General features: G+C 56.5%; 17 protein-coding genes and 2 pseudogenes. 12 read left to right on the top strand and 7 right to left on the bottom strand.

Annotation, left to right across the window (positions count from 1 at the left end):
- Nucleotides 1-83 precede the first annotated feature (83 nt).
- On the top strand, nucleotides 84-1169 hold the full coding sequence (locus AOC04_RS12185) for a zinc-binding metallopeptidase family protein (RefSeq protein WP_237178875.1): 1086 nt from the start codon (nucleotides 84-86) through the stop codon (nucleotides 1167-1169).
- Nucleotides 1170-1213: 44 nt separating this feature from the next.
- A complete protein-coding gene (locus AOC04_RS12180; protein WP_060693692.1) occupies nucleotides 1214-3268 on the top strand; it encodes a hybrid sensor histidine kinase/response regulator in 2055 nt (684 codons plus the stop codon).
- A gap of 97 nt (nucleotides 3269-3365) precedes the next feature.
- Here the strand turns inward: AOC04_RS12180 and AOC04_RS12175 are convergent, their stop codons facing one another.
- Nucleotides 3366-3776, bottom strand: a complete 411-nt coding sequence (locus tag AOC04_RS12175) for a low affinity iron permease family protein (RefSeq protein WP_060693690.1) — start codon at nucleotides 3774-3776, stop codon at nucleotides 3366-3368.
- A gap of 210 nt (nucleotides 3777-3986) precedes the next feature.
- Between AOC04_RS12175 and AOC04_RS12170 the strand changes: the two genes are divergently transcribed.
- The gene (locus tag AOC04_RS12170) at nucleotides 3987-4487 is read left to right on the top strand and encodes a CinA family protein (protein WP_060693688.1); all 501 of its coding nucleotides are present in this window, start codon (nucleotides 3987-3989) and stop codon (nucleotides 4485-4487) included.
- A gap of 421 nt (nucleotides 4488-4908) precedes the next feature.
- Nucleotides 4909-5139 (top strand): hypothetical protein, encoded by a 231-nt coding sequence (locus AOC04_RS24240; RefSeq protein ID WP_125863053.1) that lies wholly within the window; start codon nucleotides 4909-4911, stop codon nucleotides 5137-5139.
- A gap of 254 nt (nucleotides 5140-5393) precedes the next feature.
- On the opposite strand, the gene AOC04_RS23520 is transcribed toward AOC04_RS24240, so the two are convergent.
- From AOC04_RS23520 to AOC04_RS12145, 5 genes are all read right to left on the bottom strand, one after another.
- On the bottom strand, nucleotides 5394-5603 hold the full coding sequence (locus AOC04_RS23520) for a DUF2188 domain-containing protein (RefSeq protein ID WP_418054949.1): 210 nt from the start codon (nucleotides 5601-5603) through the stop codon (nucleotides 5394-5396).
- Nucleotides 5604-5640: 37 nt separating this feature from the next.
- On the bottom strand, nucleotides 5641-9069 hold the full coding sequence (gene ligD, locus AOC04_RS12160) for a DNA ligase D (RefSeq protein WP_060693685.1): 3429 nt from the start codon (nucleotides 9067-9069) through the stop codon (nucleotides 5641-5643).
- A 200-nt stretch (nucleotides 9070-9269) separates the two neighbouring features.
- Nucleotides 9270-9497: a hypothetical protein gene (locus AOC04_RS12155; protein ID WP_171970584.1), complete on the bottom strand. Its 228-nt coding sequence runs from the start codon at nucleotides 9495-9497 to the stop codon at nucleotides 9270-9272.
- Nucleotides 9497-9796: a hypothetical protein gene (locus AOC04_RS12150; protein ID WP_060693682.1), complete on the bottom strand. Its 300-nt coding sequence runs from the start codon at nucleotides 9794-9796 to the stop codon at nucleotides 9497-9499. The genes AOC04_RS12155 and AOC04_RS12150 overlap by 1 nt, the downstream gene beginning before the upstream one ends.
- 580 nt (nucleotides 9797-10376) lie before the next feature.
- A complete protein-coding gene (locus AOC04_RS12145) occupies nucleotides 10377-10928 on the bottom strand; it encodes an ATP-dependent Clp protease proteolytic subunit (protein ID WP_060693680.1) in 552 nt (183 codons plus the stop codon).
- Nucleotides 10929-11587: 659 nt separating this feature from the next.
- On the opposite strand from AOC04_RS12145, the gene AOC04_RS12140 reads away from it, so the two are divergent.
- The 8 genes and pseudogenes from AOC04_RS12140 to AOC04_RS12105 all read left to right on the top strand — a co-directional run bounded on the left by AOC04_RS12140 (nucleotide 11588) and on the right by AOC04_RS12105 (nucleotide 17961).
- The gene (locus AOC04_RS12140) at nucleotides 11588-11809 is read left to right on the top strand and encodes a PLD nuclease N-terminal domain-containing protein (RefSeq protein WP_060693677.1); all 222 of its coding nucleotides are present in this window, start codon (nucleotides 11588-11590) and stop codon (nucleotides 11807-11809) included.
- An 11-nt stretch (nucleotides 11810-11820) separates the two neighbouring features.
- Complete coding sequence (locus AOC04_RS12135; protein ID WP_060693674.1) at nucleotides 11821-12336, top strand: hypothetical protein; 516 nt, start codon at nucleotides 11821-11823, stop codon at nucleotides 12334-12336.
- Nucleotides 12337-12344: 8 nt separating this feature from the next.
- The gene (locus tag AOC04_RS12130; protein WP_257719948.1) at nucleotides 12345-12989 is read left to right on the top strand and encodes a DUF421 domain-containing protein; all 645 of its coding nucleotides are present in this window, start codon (nucleotides 12345-12347) and stop codon (nucleotides 12987-12989) included.
- A gap of 290 nt (nucleotides 12990-13279) precedes the next feature.
- Nucleotides 13280-14659 (top strand): iron-containing redox enzyme family protein, encoded by a 1380-nt coding sequence (locus AOC04_RS12125; protein ID WP_060693672.1) that lies wholly within the window; start codon nucleotides 13280-13282, stop codon nucleotides 14657-14659.
- An 18-nt stretch (nucleotides 14660-14677) separates the two neighbouring features.
- Nucleotides 14678-15658: a methyltransferase gene (locus AOC04_RS12120; protein ID WP_082363706.1), complete on the top strand. Its 981-nt coding sequence runs from the start codon at nucleotides 14678-14680 to the stop codon at nucleotides 15656-15658.
- 6 nt (nucleotides 15659-15664) lie between these two features.
- Nucleotides 15665-16774 (top strand): carboxylate-amine ligase, encoded by a 1110-nt coding sequence (locus AOC04_RS12115; RefSeq protein WP_060693670.1) that lies wholly within the window; start codon nucleotides 15665-15667, stop codon nucleotides 16772-16774.
- 100 nt (nucleotides 16775-16874) lie between these two features.
- Nucleotides 16875-17645, top strand: a pseudogene (locus AOC04_RS12110) (gamma-glutamyl-gamma-aminobutyrate hydrolase family protein).
- A gap of 139 nt (nucleotides 17646-17784) precedes the next feature.
- The gene (locus AOC04_RS12105) at nucleotides 17785-17961 is read left to right on the top strand and encodes a hypothetical protein (RefSeq protein ID WP_237178874.1); all 177 of its coding nucleotides are present in this window, start codon (nucleotides 17785-17787) and stop codon (nucleotides 17959-17961) included.
- 425 nt (nucleotides 17962-18386) lie between these two features.
- On the opposite strand, the pseudogene AOC04_RS12100 reads toward AOC04_RS12105, so the two are convergent.
- Nucleotides 18387-18536, bottom strand: a pseudogene (locus AOC04_RS12100) (con-10 family general stress protein); the annotation flags it as partial.
- Nucleotides 18537-18681: the final 145 nt, after the last annotated feature.

Below are 18681 nucleotides of genomic sequence, written 5' to 3'. Positions count from 1 at the left end.
CCGTTGCCCAGGAGATACGGGCGGCTCGCCTTAGCGCCGTCCGTCTTTTAGACCGTTAATATTGAAGATACGGTACGGAAAGCATGCGAAAAAATAACATGGCGAGCGACAACGCTTCGACACCCGAAAACGAGCTTCTAACGAAGTTGCTCCTTGCCAGAGGGCCCGGCGGGCAGGAGGATGAAGTTCGAGCAGCCTGCGTAGAGGAGCTACGTTCGCGATGCGATGAGCAATGGGTCGATCCTGCTGGAAACGTAATAGGGTTGATTCGCGGCCACCAGGACGAAACTGAACCGAGACGCGCGATAAAGGTCATGGTGCACATGGATGAAATCGCCATGGTCATCAAGCGCATTGATCAAGATGGCACGTTGAGAGTCACTGCTCTGGGCGGTGTCAACCCAGTAAATTTCGGTATGTGTCCTGTAGACATTCTAGGGGATCTAGAAACCATCCCCGGTGTTCTGTCTTTCGGTTCGATGCATGCCACTACAAACGCCCCGCAAGGCGCTGACGTGTTGTCAGGAAACGTGCATTGGAATGATGTGCACGTCATCACACGCTGCTCTGTTGAAACCTTGCGAGCCCACGGAGTACGTCCTGGAAACAGAGTGGCTTTAAGTCGTCATTGGCGTAAGCCGTTTCGCGTACAGGATGCCATTGCGGCGCATTTTTTGGATGACAGAGCACCTATTGTTGCCGCTCTGCAAGCAATGTCACAGGTGCAGAAGCGTAGAGAGGAATTGCGCAGTGACCTCTATTTCGTCTTCACGACGCTTGAGGAGGAAAGCAACTCCGGAGCTATGTACGCTGCGGCATCTTTACCAGGTGACACCACGATTGCTTTGGAAGTCGGGCCGGTAATGGACGAATACGCAACCCGCCTTAGCGTGGATCCGATCATCAATACGGGGGATCAGAAGGGCTACTACACGCGCGCCGTCGTAACAGGCTTGAGCGAAGCGGCTATGCGTTGCGGGTACGATCCCCAACTCGCTCTGCTGGTGGATTTCGCATCGGACGCTAGCGCTGTGATGAGTAGCGGCACCTCAGCCCGAGCGGGTTGTCTGGCCATACCGACTGAAAATACCCATGGATACGAGTTGATCCTAGAGGGTGCGATACACGCCTGCGCAGCGACATTATCTGAATACCTCGTATCGGCTTAAGCAGCAGGCAGTCGTTGGAGAGATCGTGAACACGGTGTAATGAAATGGCAGATATAAAAGTACATGCTCCACTCGATCACCGCTCTCAGGAGGCGTCTGAAAGACTTCAGCTTGCTCTGGAGGCGGGAGCGATTGTGGGGACATGGGTCTGGGATATTCCCGGCGATAGATTCACTGCGGATGAGCGATTTGCGCGCACGTTTGGTCTGTGCCCTCGACAATGCCAGGAAGGGCTGCCTCTTAAGGTTGTGACCGGCTCAATTCACCCGGACGACGTCATTAGAGTCGAAGCTGCCATCGGCGAAGCAATAGCCAGAGGCGGTGCTTATCGTTGCGAGTACCGAGTTTTATCAGCTAGCGGGACATATCGATGGATCGAGGCTAATAGTCACGCTGAAATGGACGCGAATGGCGTGCCCCGGCGTTTCCCAGGCATATTACTTGATATCGAAACGCGTCGTGTCGCTGAAGCTGAGCGGGACAAGATAGCTGCGCTGTTGCGTACATTTGCAGAGGCCGTACCCGGCGTGGTCTACGCGAAAGACCGCCATGGCAGAATGTTGGTCGCCAATCACGGTACCACTCAGCTGATCGGTAAGCCCCAAGACTTTTATTTGGGAAAGACCGACCTGGATTACTTGGATGACAAAGCTCAGGCTCAGGTTGTCATGGAGACTGATCGCCGGATCATGGAGTCTGGAGTCGCCGAGCAAATTGAAGAGAACGTCAGTCATTCTGACGGTTCGCCAGCAACTTGGCTCTCTGTCAAAACACCGCTGTTGAACGAGCATGGAGAGGTGATTGGACTTATAGGGTCGTCCATCGACGTCACCGCCAGAAAAGAAGCCGAGTTAGCGGTGAAGGAGCTGAACCAGACCTTGGAAGAACGCATTCGAGCTGCCGTCCAGGATCGCGAAGAGGCTGAGCGTGCGATGCACCACTCGCAAAAAATGGAAGCAGTAGGGCAGCTAACCGGTGGCATCGCTCACGACTTCAATAACCTGTTGGCGGGTATTTCAGGAAGCCTTGAGTTGGTGCAGATACGCATGGCCCAGGGCCGTTTGGCGGATGTGGACAAATACATCACGGTGGCACAGGGCGCCGTAACACGCGCGGCTTCCTTGACCCACAGGTTACTGGCGTTTTCACGACGTCAGACATTGTCGCCCAGCCCCACCGATGTAAACGCGCTTGTGAGAGGCATGGAAGAGCTGGTTACCAGGTCTGTGGGCCCTGAGATACGACTGCGGATCAGCACTGCTTCGGACTTGTGGCCGGCGCTAATTGATCCTGCCCAGCTTGAAAATGCACTGCTCAATCTATGCATAAACGCCCGTGACGCGCTTTTGGATTGCGGTGAAATCCACATCCATACCAGCAATCTCGTACACGACGGGTCGGCGGACCTTGACTATCATTTGATGCCAGGCGGGTACCTTAATATCTGCGTTTCTGATAATGGCAGCGGGATGAGTCCGAAAACAGCGGCGAAAGCCATTGAGCCGTTCTTTACCACCAAGCCTGCGGGCACAGGCACGGGGCTGGGCTTATCGATGGTCTATGGCTTCGCTCGACAGTCTGGAGGCGATCTTCATATCAAATCTGAAGAGGGTGCAGGTACGACGATCTGTCTCTATCTGCCGCGGTACGAAGGTGAGGTTGCTACGGAAATTACGCATACCGCGCACAGCGTTATTTTGCCTGGCAATGGCGAAACGGTGCTCGTGGTAGACGACGAACCTTCAGTACGTATGCTTGTTGCCGAATTGCTGAGCGGCCTTGGCTATCATGTTATAGAAGCAGCAGATGGCGTTACCGGGTTGCAGCTCTTGCAATCTGAAACGCGTATCGATGTGCTGGTTTCAGACATTGGTTTACCTGGTGGAATGAATGGACGGGAGATGGCTGGGATTGCGCGCAAGAGTCTTCGAGGACTGCCTGTGCTATTTATCACGGGGTACGCCGAAAGCGCAGTGATGGAGAAGGCCCATTTGGAACCACGTACCCTGGTTCTTACTAAACCATTTGTGTTGGATGCACTGAGCTCCCGGGTAGCGACGCTGGTCAAGCTATCCAAGATGCGTTCTACCCGCCAGTAACCCGATGTGTTTGACATATAGCGGACAGGCTCCATTGGCTTCCCGCGAGTCCTATGTCTCAGGGAAGCCCTTTTAAGTTCGCGACCGTCTGAAATCATTATTCTTGGGGACTTAATGCAGAGACTTGAGGTCCAGTTTTATCGTCCGAGGCATGGGGCTGGCTGCCCTGGCCAAGTGCACTATATTCATCGCGTAACTGTCTCAATTCTCGGGATCCCAATTTATCCAACGCTAAAGTGGCATTTTGGGCTTCTTGGTTGGCTCTGATCAGCTCATCAAGCTTCAAGTGCAGGATGTCGTTATCCCGGTTCTGAGTGTTTTGGATAAGAAAGACCATTAAAAACGTGACGATTGTCGTGGATGTATTAACGATCAGCTGCCAGGTGTCGTTGTAGTGAAAAAGCGGCCCGGTGAGAGCCCAGGCGACAATCAGCGCGACTGCCACCAGAAAGGTTTTAGGGCTACCTGCCCGGTTCGAAAGCGATTGGCAGAATTCAGTAAATTTCATGATTGCAGACTCCAGTTGTGGTTATTCAATAGACCGCAATGGGGCCGTGAAATTCTTTTTTACAATTTTCCAAGCCCTACGCTTGCCGGCCTTATGTATCACGCATGAGTCAGTCCAGGCGTGACGGCACAGGATGGAGAGCACGGTCTGCAAAACTGGAAATAATCGCCTTATTAGAGGTCAAAAGGGCAGTATTTAGAGGAAATGGCCATGAGCATTCCTGTCACCACACTCGAATATTTGAAGGCGAATAGTCTTCAAATCACCACCGCTGAATCCTGTACCGCGGGGAAAATAATCTCGCTTCTTTCGGAGATTCAAGGCGCAGGTGCATGCATCGAAAGCGGGTACGTCGTGTATTCACCGGAAGCGAAGCAACGGCTTTTGTCGGTACGCGCCTATACCATCGAGACATTTAATCTGACCAGCTGTGAGGTAGCCCTTGAGATGGCGCAGGGGGCGCTGCGGGACAGTAAAGCTGACCTCGCGTTGGCAACGACCGGGATCCTGGGCCCTGACGATGTCGATGGCATTCCCGCAGGGACTGTCTGTTTTGCGTGGGCTTTCCTTACCCCGTCAGGCCTGAGTGTATTCAGCCGCAGGGAGTGGTTCCCGGGTTCGCGTGATCAGGTGCAGCTGTCTGCTGCCCTGCACGCATTGAAGCATTTGCCAGGCTTTCATCAAAAAGCACTAAGGGGTGAAAAAGGCTGAATCATGAAGTTGTTCGTTTTGGTTGGCATACGTTCGTTGAAAGAATGAAAGGTCTCTCGGTTTAAACCTTTGCCCTTGGCCGAATGTCGATAGCTGAAGAGACTTAGCAAGGTTGAGGAACGCAATGATAAGCATCGTGATACCTGCCCATAACGGAGAAAGGCTTCTCCGTGAATGCCCGGACTCCGTGCTGACTTCTGAAGGCGGGCGGGTTTCAGCTTCTGACTGCCCGCGAGGACGTTCACTGGTTGCAGACCTCGAAAGACCGGCGCATGCACCGTCGGGACGGCCACCAACCCGGTGGTCATCAACGCACGCCGGGACTACATGTGTCGTGCGACTACCTGGCTTCCCTAATGCCGCCTAATGCCCACGGCGGAGTCGAGCCTTCCATGCCCCAGCCCCGTAACAGGTTGACGTTTTGGACCTGATTGATTGGCTACAGTGGCCTGCCATGGTCGTCACGGTCATCTCGGCCTGGTTTATCGGGTCTCAACAGCGACGCCGACGCAGGGTTGCCTTTTGGGCGTTCATCCTGAGCAATGCGTTATGGGTGGCCTGGGGATGGCACGCGAATGCATTTGGGCTGATCGTACTCGAGTGCATTTTGCTGGGGATGAACGTTCGAGGCTTCAGGAAGAATTGGGCGTAAACATCAGGTTTGGTTGAGCCTTGGGTTCTGCTCCGGCCGTTACGCACCGATTGTCTGAACGTCGGCGAAGCGTTTGATAATCAGAGGGCTTTCTCAGTTGATCATAGGAGAGGGGCGCACACGCATACACCCCCTCCAAGGTTCTGAATGCTAAGGTTCACAGCCTTTAAACCCATGCAGTGCTTTTTGAACGATCGAGCACCTGCTGAAAACTCAAGTGATCATGCTTGAACTGAAGAAAATAATTCGTGGCACTAGCCTTTGCTCTTCGTCGGATCAGAACGCCGAGAGTACGTGCACTCTTCCTGAATCGAACCGTATTCCTTATGAATCTTCAGCGAGACTGTTTTTCCATCAAGGAATTCACCGGCGAGCTCTATTATTTCAGCCTTCGTGGTTGCCGTTTTGGACGCGCACTCCGTGCCCTCTTTCTTTAAGGCCCAAACGTTTTCAGTCGGCGTTATGTGGAAGTTATCCGTTGCATCTCTCCTGATGTGGGTGCTACTTGAGACCTATGCGCTTACGCATTTGGGCCGTGATGGTTTGCTTTGTTCCAGGCATGTCAGCCCACGGATCAACGCCCAGCGCTCCCAGGCGTTGATGGATGTTTTGAATGTTCCAGACGTTGGCACCTTTGATCTCTTTCAGCTCTTCGCGGAAAATCGGCACTGATACCGGCAGCCCCTCACGCGTCCGCGCCGAGTAAGCGCAAATGGTGGTTGCGCCCAAGCCATTGCGCAGGTAATCGATGAAGATTCGACCTACCCGGTTTTCAGGTCCGGAAACGGCCGAGAATCGATCTGGAAGCAGATTGGCGATGTGTTTGACAACCGCGTGGCTGAAGCTTTTTACCGCGTCCCAATCTGCCTTCGGCGTCAACGGTACGACAATGTGAATACCCTTGCCGCCGCTGGTTTTCAGGAATGATGTGAGCCCTAACTCGTCCAGCACCGTGAGTGTCAGTTGGGTTGCCTCCACCATGCTCTTCCAGGACAGGGCAGGGTCGGGGTCGAGGTCGAGAATAAATCGATCAGGGCGATGCAGGTCCTTGGAGACAGCGTTCCAGGTGTGCAGCTCTATGGTGCTCATCTGCACCGCGCCTATCAGCGCCTCGATATTATTGATTAACATCACCGGGTGGCCCGTCTCTTCTTTACCGATGATCTCGATTCCGGGGATTGCCAGTCGCTCGGCGTTTTTCTGGAAAAACAGTTCCCCGCCGATACCTTCTGGCGCACGCACCAACGCGACCGGGCGGTTGAGCAACTGCGGCAAGAGCCATTCAGATACACCGATGTAATAGTCCGCCAAGTCACGCTTGGTTGCGCTGCTCGTAGGGTCAATCACGCGTTGGGGGTGCGTGAGCCGGATCCTTGTGGCGGCCTCTTCGCCGCCTTTACCCTTGGCCGCCGCCGCAGGAGGTTTTTTCCGGTCGGGCTTTTTCTCGATCTGCGGGGTTTCCGCCGGGCGCTCTTCGGTGATCGATTTTGCGGGTTTATCGTTGCGCAATCCCTGGAACACGGCGTGCCTGACCGAACCCTCCTGGGTTATTTCGGCAAAAGCGACTTCTGCCAGCAAAGATGGCTTGAGCCAATGAACGTCCTTGGCGTCGGCGCCCGTCGGCGGGTTTACGACGGCAGGCTTTTTGGTCTCAAGGGGCGTCAGTTGTGCGTAGATCGTCGCCAGTGTCACTTGGTTGAACCCGGTGCCGACTTTGCCTGAGTATTTAAGCTCGCCGCTGTCAGCGTCATGCAGGCCCAATAACAGGGCGCCGAATTTGCTGCGTGAACCCTTAGGGTCGGTAAAGCCGACGATGACAAATTCCTGCCGCCGTTTACATTTGAGTTTAATCCAGTCGCCGCTGCGACGTGAGACGTACGGGCTGCCCACGCGTTTACCGATGAGGCCTTCCATTTGCATTTGGCAAGCGCTGTTCAGCAGCGCTGCCGGGGTTTCGGCGAAGTCGTCCGAGAATTTGAGTACCTCGTCCTCACTGCGCTCCAACACCTTGGATAACGCTTCGCGGCGCTGCTCTAACGGGACTTCCCTTAGATCCATGCCGTTGAGAAAAGGCAGGTCAAAAAGGTAATAAACAATGTTGCCGCTACGGCCCTGCTCAAATGCATTTTGGAGTGCCTGGAAATCGGGGACGCCCTGCGCATTGGCAACAACCATTTCGCCATCGAGCCAGGCGGACTCCAGGGCGAGGCTGGCAATCGCTTCGGCCTGACGAGGAAGTTTGTGTGTCCAGTCGTGACCGTTGCGGGTAAACAACTGCACCTTGCCATCACCGACTTTGGCCATGATGCGGTAACCGTCGAATTTGATCTCGTAGCGCCAATCGCCCTCCGGCGCGCAATCCACCAGCGTGGCCAGTTCAGGCTTGAGACTGTCGGGGAGCGTCGAGGATCGGGCACTAACCAGTTGCGTGTGCCCAGGCTTCTTCCGCGCAGCGGTGGCCTTTTCGACAGGTTTGGGATCAGCCGATTTTCCCGAGCACTTCTTCTGCACGATAGTGCGTTCGCTCAGCACGCTATGGGGTTCGGTGTTGACGATGTCGTATTCACTTTCTGGTCGGGCAAATTCGTCCTGATGCTTGATCAAAAACCATTGTTCCTGCTTGCCAGGGATATGCGCCTTGACCAAGTTCCAGGCGCCGCCGAGCTTTTCTCCCTGCAGCTCGAATTTCAGCCGGCCTTTGGCATAGGCCTCGGCGGGGTCGGATAACGGCTTCCAGATACCGCGATCCCACACAATGACGTCACCGGCACCGTAATGGCCCTCCGGGATCGTGCCTTCAAATGTTGCGTAATCGAGAGGATGGTCTTCAACATGCACGGCCAGGCGTTTGGATTTCGGGTCCAGCGAAGGGCCCTTGGGCACCGCCCAACTCTTCAGTGTGCCGTCGAGTTCCAGGCGAAAGTCGTAATGCAGGCGCGTCGCATCGTGCTTCTGGATGCAGAACTGCAGCGTAGCCGGTTCACGGGCCTTTTTCGGGGCAGATTTATGCGGTTTTGCGCTGCCCGACGGTTCCGAGGTTGCATTGAAATCACGCTTTCGGTTGTATTCATCGAGCGTGTCGGAGGGCTGCGTCGTTGAGTGTGAGTCGCCCGCGTTGCGCTTCGTGTTCCTTTTGGATCGAGTCTTTCGCGATGAGATTTCAATCCATGTCGGCGCATGATCACTGGCATGCGCTTCGCCCCGCACCCAGGCATCCACGCCCGCGTTTTTAAGGAAAGGGGCGAGCACCGGGTTCAACAGGAGATGGTCAATGCGCAGGCCGGAATTCTTCTGCCAGTGCTGACGGAAATAATCCCAGAACGTATACACGCGCTCCTCCGGGTACAGGTGCCTCACCGAGTCGATCCAGCCTTGGGCTAGGAGTCTTTGGTAGCACTCGCGGCTTTGCGGTTGAAGAAGCGCATCCTTGAGCCAGGAACGCGTGTTGTAGATATCAATGTCGGTGGGCACCACGTTGTAATCGCCCGCGAGGACCACAGGGTGTTTGCTGGCTTGCAGTGTTTCGGCGTGCGCGATCAGTTGCTCAAACCACTTGAACTTGTATTCAAACTTGGGCCCTGGCTGCGGGTTTCCATTGGGCAGGTATAGGCAGCCGACGACGACCCCATGTACCGCTGCTTCCAGGTACCGAGACTGCGAATCGTCTTCAGCCCCAGGCAGGCCTTTATGGATCAAGAGGGGTTCGGAATCGCGCGCAAGAATCGCCACGCCGTTCCATGAGGCTTGGCCATGGTGCAATGAGCCGTAACCCGCCGCTTCAAGGTCGCTTGCAGGGAACGCGTGATCCTGTGCCTTCAGCTCTTGCAGGCAGACGATGTCCGGGCGCTCTTTCGCAAGCCATTGCAGCAGATTGGGAAGACGCGCCGCGATTCCGTTGACATTGAATGTAGCGATCTTGAGTTTATGCATTGCCTCGGTCCTTGAATGTGCTCGGAACGCTCTTATCCGAGTGCGGGGAGCGCCCAACTTCTATTTATTAGCGCGTCGAGCGGCTGGCGCAGACAGCACGGGAGTGATGTGAGAGGGTGTGGGCCACCTGACATTTCGGCGCAAATGGGCAAGCCGAAACACTTGCCTCAACCACGCGCAGGCCGGTCCCCAGCGGTCAATCAACCCCACCCAGTGCCGGTCTGCGGTTGGCGGGCTTGCTCATACGTTCCGCGCTCGGGTAAAAATCCGGGTTGAAATAACGGCTGCTCCTGCAAGGCTGCTTCCAGAGCTTGCAGGTGTTTTGCCAGGATCTTCACCGACCCCATCGGGTAGGCGGGGTCGAATGAGATTTTACCGTTGGCAATCAACACCATTGCCAGTTCCCAAGCACGCTGCGAGTTGTCCATCACGCTGTTTCCTTCTCAGCCGTTACGATTGTCGCCCCCTCAGACATTGAATAAGCACACGGTGGTGGGAACTCTCTGTTGAGCACGCCGAGGTGTTCTATCGCTTCGCGAAAAAGTGATTCGGACTTACGACGCAGCTGCAGGTACTCATCAAAGCGTTCACTGTCGAAATCAGGATGATCCAGGAGGTCGAACGCGTCGCGGCTGAGTGTGTTGGCCTGGGTCAAGAGTTTCTTGTTCGGCTCCATTGCGAGACGGCGGCAGGCGGTTAGTTGTGCGGGTGTAGGGTTGAATTGCATGACGGGCGTCCTTCATCGAGTAGCTCCTTTTGATAGGCAATTCCGCAGGGGAGCCGAACCTGGTACCAACCTTGGTAACGCGTACCAATACTTGTGTGACCCGCCGAAAAAGCGTTGGTATCAAACGGTATATCTTTGAAATATCGATGACTTAATCGATCCAGTTGGGCGAAATGATCTTCTTTTTAGATCGAGAGAGCGGATGGTGGATAGTGGGCGTTCGTGCGGTTCAATTGGGTGTAACTGAAGGACCGAGTCGCCTGCATCGCAGGCAAGCCAGCTCCCACAGTTGACCGATTAATGCTTGAGTGACCAGTCACATCTGATCGTTCCCACGCAGCGAGGGAACGATCAATCAGGTGTCGCTTGTGATCCGTTTTTGCTCGGACCACTCAGGTCGGCTCTCAGGCCGCCTTGCTGCGCTTTTGACCTGCTTGATCTTGATCTCAGGCGTCCCGTTAAACCACGTTGGCCCAACGCAGGCTTTGGAGCGTGACTAGCCCGGCAGGACGCTGGGTTAGCTGTGTTGGGTCACAAGGCCAACCCCCGAGACCAACCACTAAAACGCGACGTCACCCGACTAGGAATGAATAAAGGCGCACACCTGTTCCGCCTGGATCACAGGCAACTCAATCGCATGGATAAGCCCGCTAGCCAGCGCCTGATGCGGATCAAGAATGCGCGGGGCGGCGATCAAGTACCGTTCGGTGTCGAGCTTTTCCACGGCTTGCGATGTTCGCTGCGCAACGATGCGTGCGTACAGCTGCAAATCATAGTCGAGGCTCATGGCGTATTCGGACATTCGTGAATGGTCGACGGCGCCCTGCACATGCCAATGAAACGGGTGGAACAAAAACTTGCTGTGTTCGCACGCCGTTCGGCGCTCGCCCGCCAGGAAGATGATATTGCCCATCGATTCTACCGTCCCCAGGTTGTGGGTATTCACCGGGATCGGCAGAGCGAGCAGAAAGTTGTACATCGTAAAACCGTAACTGCATTCGCCGCCCATGGTTGCGATGTTAACAACCAAGCCGGTCGCATTCTGCTGAACAGCCAAGGAGGCCTTTTCGATGAGCTGGCTACAGGTCGACGCGTTGACCGGGCCGGTGAAGTTGATGACATGTAAAGGCATAAGCACCTCTGAGACAGTATGAACGAATGTTCAGGGTTAGGCCGTTGTATGAATGCCTTATTGGAATAACACGTTTTGGAAAGTGCGCGGTGGTTAGCTAACGCGCTCACAGACGGGTGGTGACTGTGTAGCGCGGACAGTTGCTTCCGCGTGCTCGGTGGTTTCCACACGCTCATAACAATTCGGCGTTTTCGGCGACGTCCTTGCACTGCCAGCTGGCTGGGGTTCACTGACGACGGTGCGGTGGGGGGCGTGTCGTTGCGGTTCAATGGCAGCTCGCATGGTGTCTTCCTTTGGCTTAAACGAAGGGGCAGCGGGGCCACCCCTTGCATCAGTTACGACTGGCGACCGCCGCCATGTTTTTCCACACTGAATTGGCGTTTCGCTAGTTGCTCATTAATACAGCGGTTATCTGTTCCGATCAGCGCGTTTTGGAAATCGTTTTGAGAGATTTGCGAAATGCCGATAAACGGCATAAAGCGCAATAGAATTTATACATCGAATCAGAAAAAATACCATTTCGTATAACTTTTGAGAGTAAGCGGTATGGAAATAATGGCACTGTTGCCGCTTTGCTTAGTGTGGCCGCCAGCGCTTAAAAAATAATGAACCCTGCTGGTGTAAACCCTACCTAAAGATTCATAACCTGGAGGTGCACCATGCAAACCACGTACTTTTGGATCGGCCTGGCCGTCGTGCTCATCCTGATCGATTTGTGGATTATCAACAGCGTCTGGCGAAGCGATAACGCGTCAGGGAGCAAGGTCGGCTGGACGGCAGTTGTCGTGCTGTTGCCGTTTTTAGGCGCAGCCATATGGGCCATTGCCGGCCCGCGTGGCGTCACCAAGGGACCGTCTTCGCCCGAGCACAGCAAGGGTTGAGCAAGACCGACATGAACGCCCCAAAACCTGACGACCTGAAGAGCCGCCACTACCCGGTAAAAGAAGACATGGCCTTGCAGCGCAAGGTCTGGCGCTTCGAGCGGTTGGGCTGGTATGCGCTGGTAGTGTTGATGGGGCTGACATTGGCTGGGTTGTTCTCCAAGGGGCCGCTGAGTACCGCTGAAGTGCGCGGTGCCGATGGGCAGTTGCGTGTGGAGTACCAGCGTTTCCTGCGCAACGGTTCCTCCGACGGGCTGGTGGTTCACCTGCAGGGCCGGGCGCGCGAAACCCTTGAGGTCGAGATCAAGGGCGAGCTGCTGCGCGGTTTCAATATTGAAATGCTGCAGCCTCAGCCGCTCAAGGCCAGCGCCGCCGGCGACGGCGTGAAGCTGTGGCTGATGAGCGATAACGACGGCCAGGCAACGTTGCACCTGACCCTGCGCAATGACGGCGTAGGCAGCTTTGCGACCCGGGTGTCGCGGACGGGCGGGGCTTCTGTGCGCTTCTCTCAATTCATTTATCCCTAGAGGCGCCCATGGATTCGGTCTTGCGTGCAGCCGCGATTTACCTGGTGCTGATGGTGCTGTTCAAGATCGCCGGCCGGCGCTCCCTGGCGGAACTCACCACCTTCGACCTGGTGTTGTTGATGGTGATTGGCGAGGCCACACAACAGGCATTGCTGGGCGATGATTTCTCGTTGGTCAATGCGGTGCTGGTGATTGTCACGCTGATCGCGATCGACATCGGTTTCTCATTGGTCAAGCAGCGTTCGCTGGGCTTTTCGCGCCTGCTCGACGGCGGGCCGACCATTTTGGTCGAGCAGGGCCGCGTGCTCCACCAGCGCTTGAAGCACGCGCGACTGGACGAAGAAGACATTCTTGAAGCGTCGCGATCCGGGCAGGGCATTGTTGATATAAGCCAGATCAAATTCGCGATTCTGGAGCGCAACGGAAAAATTTCAATCATCCCCTATGATTCAGCCGAGGAGGCTATGCCGATGAATACACCATCCACCACCCCTCAATACGACACGTCTGAACAGCTTCCGGAAAAAGACCTCGGCCAAGGGCTCAGCGACGATGAGCGCGTCTCCAGGGAAGGCGAGCGCAACCCGGATTCCAACGGTAATGGCACGCGGGTTACCCCAGGGCCTGAAGACGAAAAACGCTTGAAGCCTTGAGGCGGTTGGACGCGTTGCGGGCCAACCCATCACTTGGTCAGGTGCGGGCGAACGCCGATGGAATTTTTTCGCAGCGTGCAGCTCTTTCGTAATAGAGGCGCAAAAAAAAAGCGCCCTGTAACAGGCCTTCGCAGTCGCGTAGGCCCGAATAAAAATTTGCGGATGGAGCCTGCCATGCCTGCATTGCCCGGTTGCATAGCCTTCCTGTTTTGTCCCGTTGCACTCAGCGTGTACCTGCCTACCGGGGGCCGCTGGAGGATGCGCCTGGTCCGCCACCCAAGGAGCCGTTTATGACTGTCTTTCAAACCCTGAAAAATGCGTCCAGCCAGTGGCAGCATGAGGGTACTTTGCGCAGCCAGTACCACAGTCTGCTTACCGATTGGGATGCCAAAACTTCACAGCAGGCGGCAGATTTCCTGGAGGCACAGCTGGAGCGCGTCGGACCCGCTGACGATGCGCCGTTGCCATCATCGCCTGACCAACTGATGGAGTGGGTTGAACACAATTGCACCGCGGTGGCCCAGGCATACGCGCAGTATCTGCAAGGTCGACAGCAAGGCGGCGACCGCCGCTATTTTCAAAATAAAGCTCACGCCCTGTATTTCCTGCAATGCGTGGCGCCGACCAAACACGTCGACGGTGCCTGGCTCTACGGGCTGCTTGCGCACTGGCCGGATTATCGCTACGACGGGCTTTTGACCACCTACCTGGAAGAGCTCGGCGACGGCGAGTCGGCGCAGAACCATGTCGCGATTTACCAGCGCCTGTTGGCCGAGCAAGGTTGCGACGGCGATTTCGACTGGCAAGATCAACACTTTCACCAAGGCGCCATCCAGTTGGCGCTGGGCCACAGCGCCCAAGGGCACATGCCGGAAATCGTCGGCTATAACCTAGGCTATGAACAACTGCCGCTGCACCTGCTCATCTGCGCCTACGAGCTCACGGAGCTGGGCATCGACCCCTATTATTTCAGCCTTCATGTGACCATCGACAACGCTAGCAGCGGCCACGCCCGCCGTGCGGTCCAAGCGGTTCTGGCGTTGATGCCCCAAGGTATGGACGCGACCGTGTATTGGCAACGGGTGCGCCGCGGTTACCAGCTGAACGACCTTGGCGTGGGCTCCACGGCCGTCATTCAGGCGTTTGCCCTGGAACACGAACTGGTCGCGATGCTTGAGCGCAAGCGCCCGTTCGGCCAGCACATGCATTCCGATTACTGCCGCTTTGAAGGCAAGACTGTCAATCAATGGCTGTCGCAACCGGGGCAGGTTCGCGGTTTCCTGCAAGCCCTGCAGGACAAGGGCTGGATCAAGCGGCACCAAGCCCCTGAAGATAGCCGTTTCTGGCAACTGATCGACGGCGCAGGGGCCGCCATGTTCGGCGTGTTCAGTGGTTATGAAAAACAATTGCTGCGCGACTGGATCGCCGGGGAATGGTGCGATGCAAAACGTATTCCGCGCCCACGCCCGGCGCTGCCCGTGTCGCCAGAAGCGAATGCAACCACGCCCGACGACCCCGAAATTCATGCGCTCCAAGTGGCACTAGCGTCACACAACGGCGAGCAGCCGTTAGCCCTGTTGTTACCGTGGCTGCGCCCTGACCGTCATCATCGCCCCGCTGGCTTGTTCGCCACTCGGCGTTTTATTGAACTGCGCGCACGCCTGCGCTGATTGACAAGGAATGCGCCCATGGCCGATCCGCTGCTATATTCTACGCCGCCCATTTCATCGGTCCAATCCCGTGCCGACCGGGCGCTGCTGCACTTGGGCCGCCGCTTGCAGGCGGATGACTATCGCTTTATTACGCCCACGCCGCTGACTCACCAACGGGTCATCGCCCGTTTTGATAATGCGCCGGCAAGCGACATGCGCGGGATTTTCGGCTGGTCGCGCCCCTTTGATGCGCAGGTGTTCGAGACCGCCGAATGGCGTGAGTTGCAAGAGACCGGCATTGTCGTCAAGGCGCATGGGCGTTGGTGCAGCACGGTACGCTGGTCTAGCTTGGGCCCGTTGCTGCTGGCGCATTCGGCGTTTCCAACCGAGGACGCGGACTCGGTGTTTTTCGGCCCCGACACCTACCGTTTTGCCGGAGTCATTGACGACTGCCTGCGCGAGCGCTTTGCGCCGATCCACCGCGCCGTGGACATCGGCTGCGGCTCGGGCGCCGGTGCCTTGCTGGTGGCGCGTGCGCGCCATGACGCTGAGGTGCTGGCGGTGGACATCAACCCCAGGGCGCTACGCCTGAGCGCGGTCAACGCCGAATTGGCCGAGACGCCGAACGTCAGCGTGTACCACAGCGACGTGCTCGACAGCGTCGACGGTTGCTTTGACCTGATCCTCGCCAACCCGCCCTATATGAAGGACGGTCAACAGCGCGCCTACCGCCACGGCGGCGGCGAACTGGGTGAAGCGCTGTCGTTGCGCATCCTGCGTGAAGCGCTGCCGCGCCTGGCGCGCGACGGCACCTTGTTGCTCTACACCGGCGTGGCGATGGTCGACGGTCGCGATGCGTTCCTTGAGGCCGCCCGTGCCATGTTGACCAGCGACGCCTTTGGCTGGACCTACCGCGAACTGGACCCCGACGTGTTCGGCGAAGAACTGGAAAAACCCGGCTACGAGCGCGTCGAGCGCATCGCTGCAGTGGCGCTGACCGTTACGCGCCTGAGCTGACCTGCCATGGACATACAGCGCTTTGGCATTGAAGAAGAGTATTTCATCATTGATTTGCGCAGCCGACGCCTGCTCGCCGAGCCGTCGGCGCGGGTGTTGGCGGCGTGTCGCGAGGCCATTGGCGAGGGATTTTCCTATGAGATGTTCCAAGGCCAGGTCGAAGTGGCATCGCCGGTGTTTGACGATGCCGCACACGCTGCCACCTACCTTGGCCGCGTGCGCCGGGAACTGAACCAGGCATTGGCCGAGCACGGGCTGGGCTTTATCAGCAGCGGCGCGCACCCAATGGCCGATTGGCAGGCGCAACGGGCGACCCCGCAGGCATACTTTCAACGGTTGTTCGATGAGTTTCAGATCGTTGCGCAGCGTAGCGTGCTCAGCGGTCTGCACGTTCACGCAGAGATCCCGGCGGGCGTAGACCGCATCGCGGTGATGAACGAGGTATTGCCCTGGTTGCCGATGCTGCTGGCCCTGAGCGTTTCATCGCCCTTGTGGCAGGGTCAACCCAGTGGCTATTGCAGTTACCGGCAAGTGGTGTGTGACGAGTGGCCGCGCATGGGTATCCCTGAATACTTGCCGGATGAGCAAAGTTTTGAGCACTACCTGGGGTTATTGAAGCGTATCGGCGCGGTAGCAAGCGATGCGAATGTCTGGTGGGGTTGCCGACCCTCTTTAAATTACCCGACGCTGGAGTTACGCATGACCGACGCGTGCCCACGGTTGAGCGACGCACTGGTCTTGGTCGGGCTGTTCAGGGTGATGGTCAAACATGCCTGCCTGTTACCGGCACCCGGTAGCCTATTTAGCCTCGAACGTCACTGGTTACTCAAAGAAAACCGCATCCAGGCTCGGCGCTGGGGCGCCCATGGGCGCTTTGTGCTGGCGCCGGATACTGAAGCGATATCCCTCGAGCGCTGGCTGACGATCGCGGAACAGCAGTTTGGAGGCGCCGCCCACGCGCTGGGCGAACAAGGTGTTTTCGCCCAGGCACGGCAGCTGCTGCGAGACGGCACCAGCGCCGAGCGCCAACTGCGGGCCTTCAATGATCAATCGTCGATGCTGCGCGGCGAACACGCCGTTGTTGACCTTTTGCTCAAAGAAAGTTGCGGGGCCTAGACAGCCTCACGAGTTGCCCACGGCGGTTGCACACAGCACTACAGGCCGCAAATGAATGCCGATCCGTTCGGCTCAACTCTAGCGATAACACGAGGTTGATATGTCGCACCTGCCTATCATCGGCGTCACCGCCTGCTCATGGCAAATCGGTCAGCACGCGGTCCAGATTAACGACACGAAGTATTCGCAGGCGGTCTGCGCCGCAGCCAAGGGGCTGCCCGTGATTTTGCCAGTCCTCGCGGACATGCTTGACCCCGCCGAGATCATTCACCATCTGGATGGATTGCTGTTTACCAACGCACCGTCAGATATCGAACCGCATCTTTACGGCGGGCCGCCCAGTCCACCGGGAATGCCGTGCGACCCCGCCCGCGATCAACTGACGCTGCCGCTCTGGCGCGCGGCAGTTAAGGCTGGCTTGCCAGTATTGGGAATTTGCCTCGGTCTGCGGGAAATGAATGTTGCCTATGGCGGCACACTGCATCAGCGGCTCGATCCGCCGGCGCCGAGCACGAGCCGCCAAGCAATGAACCGATTGAACTGCAATATGATCGAGCGCATTCCATTACTGTGCAGCCGGGTGGCTTACTCGCCCGGTTGGGATTGGCCGGTGTGATTGACGTCAATTCCGTTCACAGCCAAGGCATTGCCAGTGTGGGAGGTGGCCTGCGCATCGAGGCGGTCGCGGAAGATGGATTGGTGGAAGGGCTTTCCGTTGAGGACAGCGTAGCTTTTGCACAAGGGGGTCCAGTGGCATCCGGAATGGCAGGTCACGTCCAACCCTGACTACTTGGCCATTTTCGAGGCATTCGGCGATGCCTGCCGATTACGCGCAGCGCAACGTGCATCGGCGTCGGAACAGGCGCAGTGATCCGGGCCTGTTGCAAAAAGCGAGAAGGCAAAGAAACCGAACTCTTTGCGCCCTGTCGGCATCCATTTTCAAACAACGCACATACTGCGAAGTGCCATCACGCATACAACGAGGAGGTGGGTCGATTGAAAGCTACCCAATGGACGACAACGACAGCGGCAAACGTAATCGTCAGGTCGGCAATGCGTTAGGTCTAGCGGCCGACGAGGTCGAACTGTGGGTGAAGGCAATAGAGGAGGACGGTAGCGGCATGGGCTACGTGGTGCATTTTTCAAAGCGCACACCCGCCGAAGTTAACCAACGCTCCGCGTCTTAAGTCGGGGGATTGCGTTGGCCTCGTTGTGTAATCCCGAAGGGGCACGCGCTGGCGTTCTAAAGCTTCTCAGTCTTTGCGCCTACGCTGTTCTGCGCAGTGCACGCATATGCATATATCCGGGCTCATGCTTAGATAGTAGCGCTTTAAAAAATTGGGTCAGCCGGTACTGCGTGACATTATCGACCCTTCGGTCTGATCGAGCAACAAACAATCAGAGAGAGCGAATATTGAAAATTCTTTATACTTTATTCAATATGAAGTACACGACGTACTCGAATCTTTCATCTTAAAGGCTTAAGTAGTGAATCGCGCGCAGGCTTGTAGTTAGGCAGCGTGCGATGTTGGTGAGGAATCATCCACCCAACAGGCGCATTTCCAGCCATGCAGCAACAGGGGGGCATAACCCCCCTGTTCGGACGTATCAATTATTTACGCCCGCCACCGTGGCTCTTTTCGCCGCCTTTGCGTCCAGCCTCAGACGCTTTTTCCCGATCGTTGGCGAAGTTTCCGCCTGACGATTGGCCACCCTTTTTTCCAGCTTCGGATGCTTTCTCACGATCATTGGCAAAGTTGCCTGGGTTTTTATTGCTGGTAGTCATGGTCGTTCTCCCATACTAAGTGAGCGCTTCGTTAGTTGCCCATTTCCACAATGGACACCTATTCTGATATCGCCCGAATGAAAAACGTTTAGTGAATTTTATTTTATGGCGACGAACGGCA

Source organism: Pseudomonas versuta, from assembly GCF_001294575.1.
Taxonomy (GTDB): Bacteria; Pseudomonadota; Gammaproteobacteria; order Pseudomonadales; family Pseudomonadaceae; genus Aquipseudomonas; species Aquipseudomonas versuta.
This window is presented reverse-complemented; position numbering and strand designations above follow the sequence as displayed.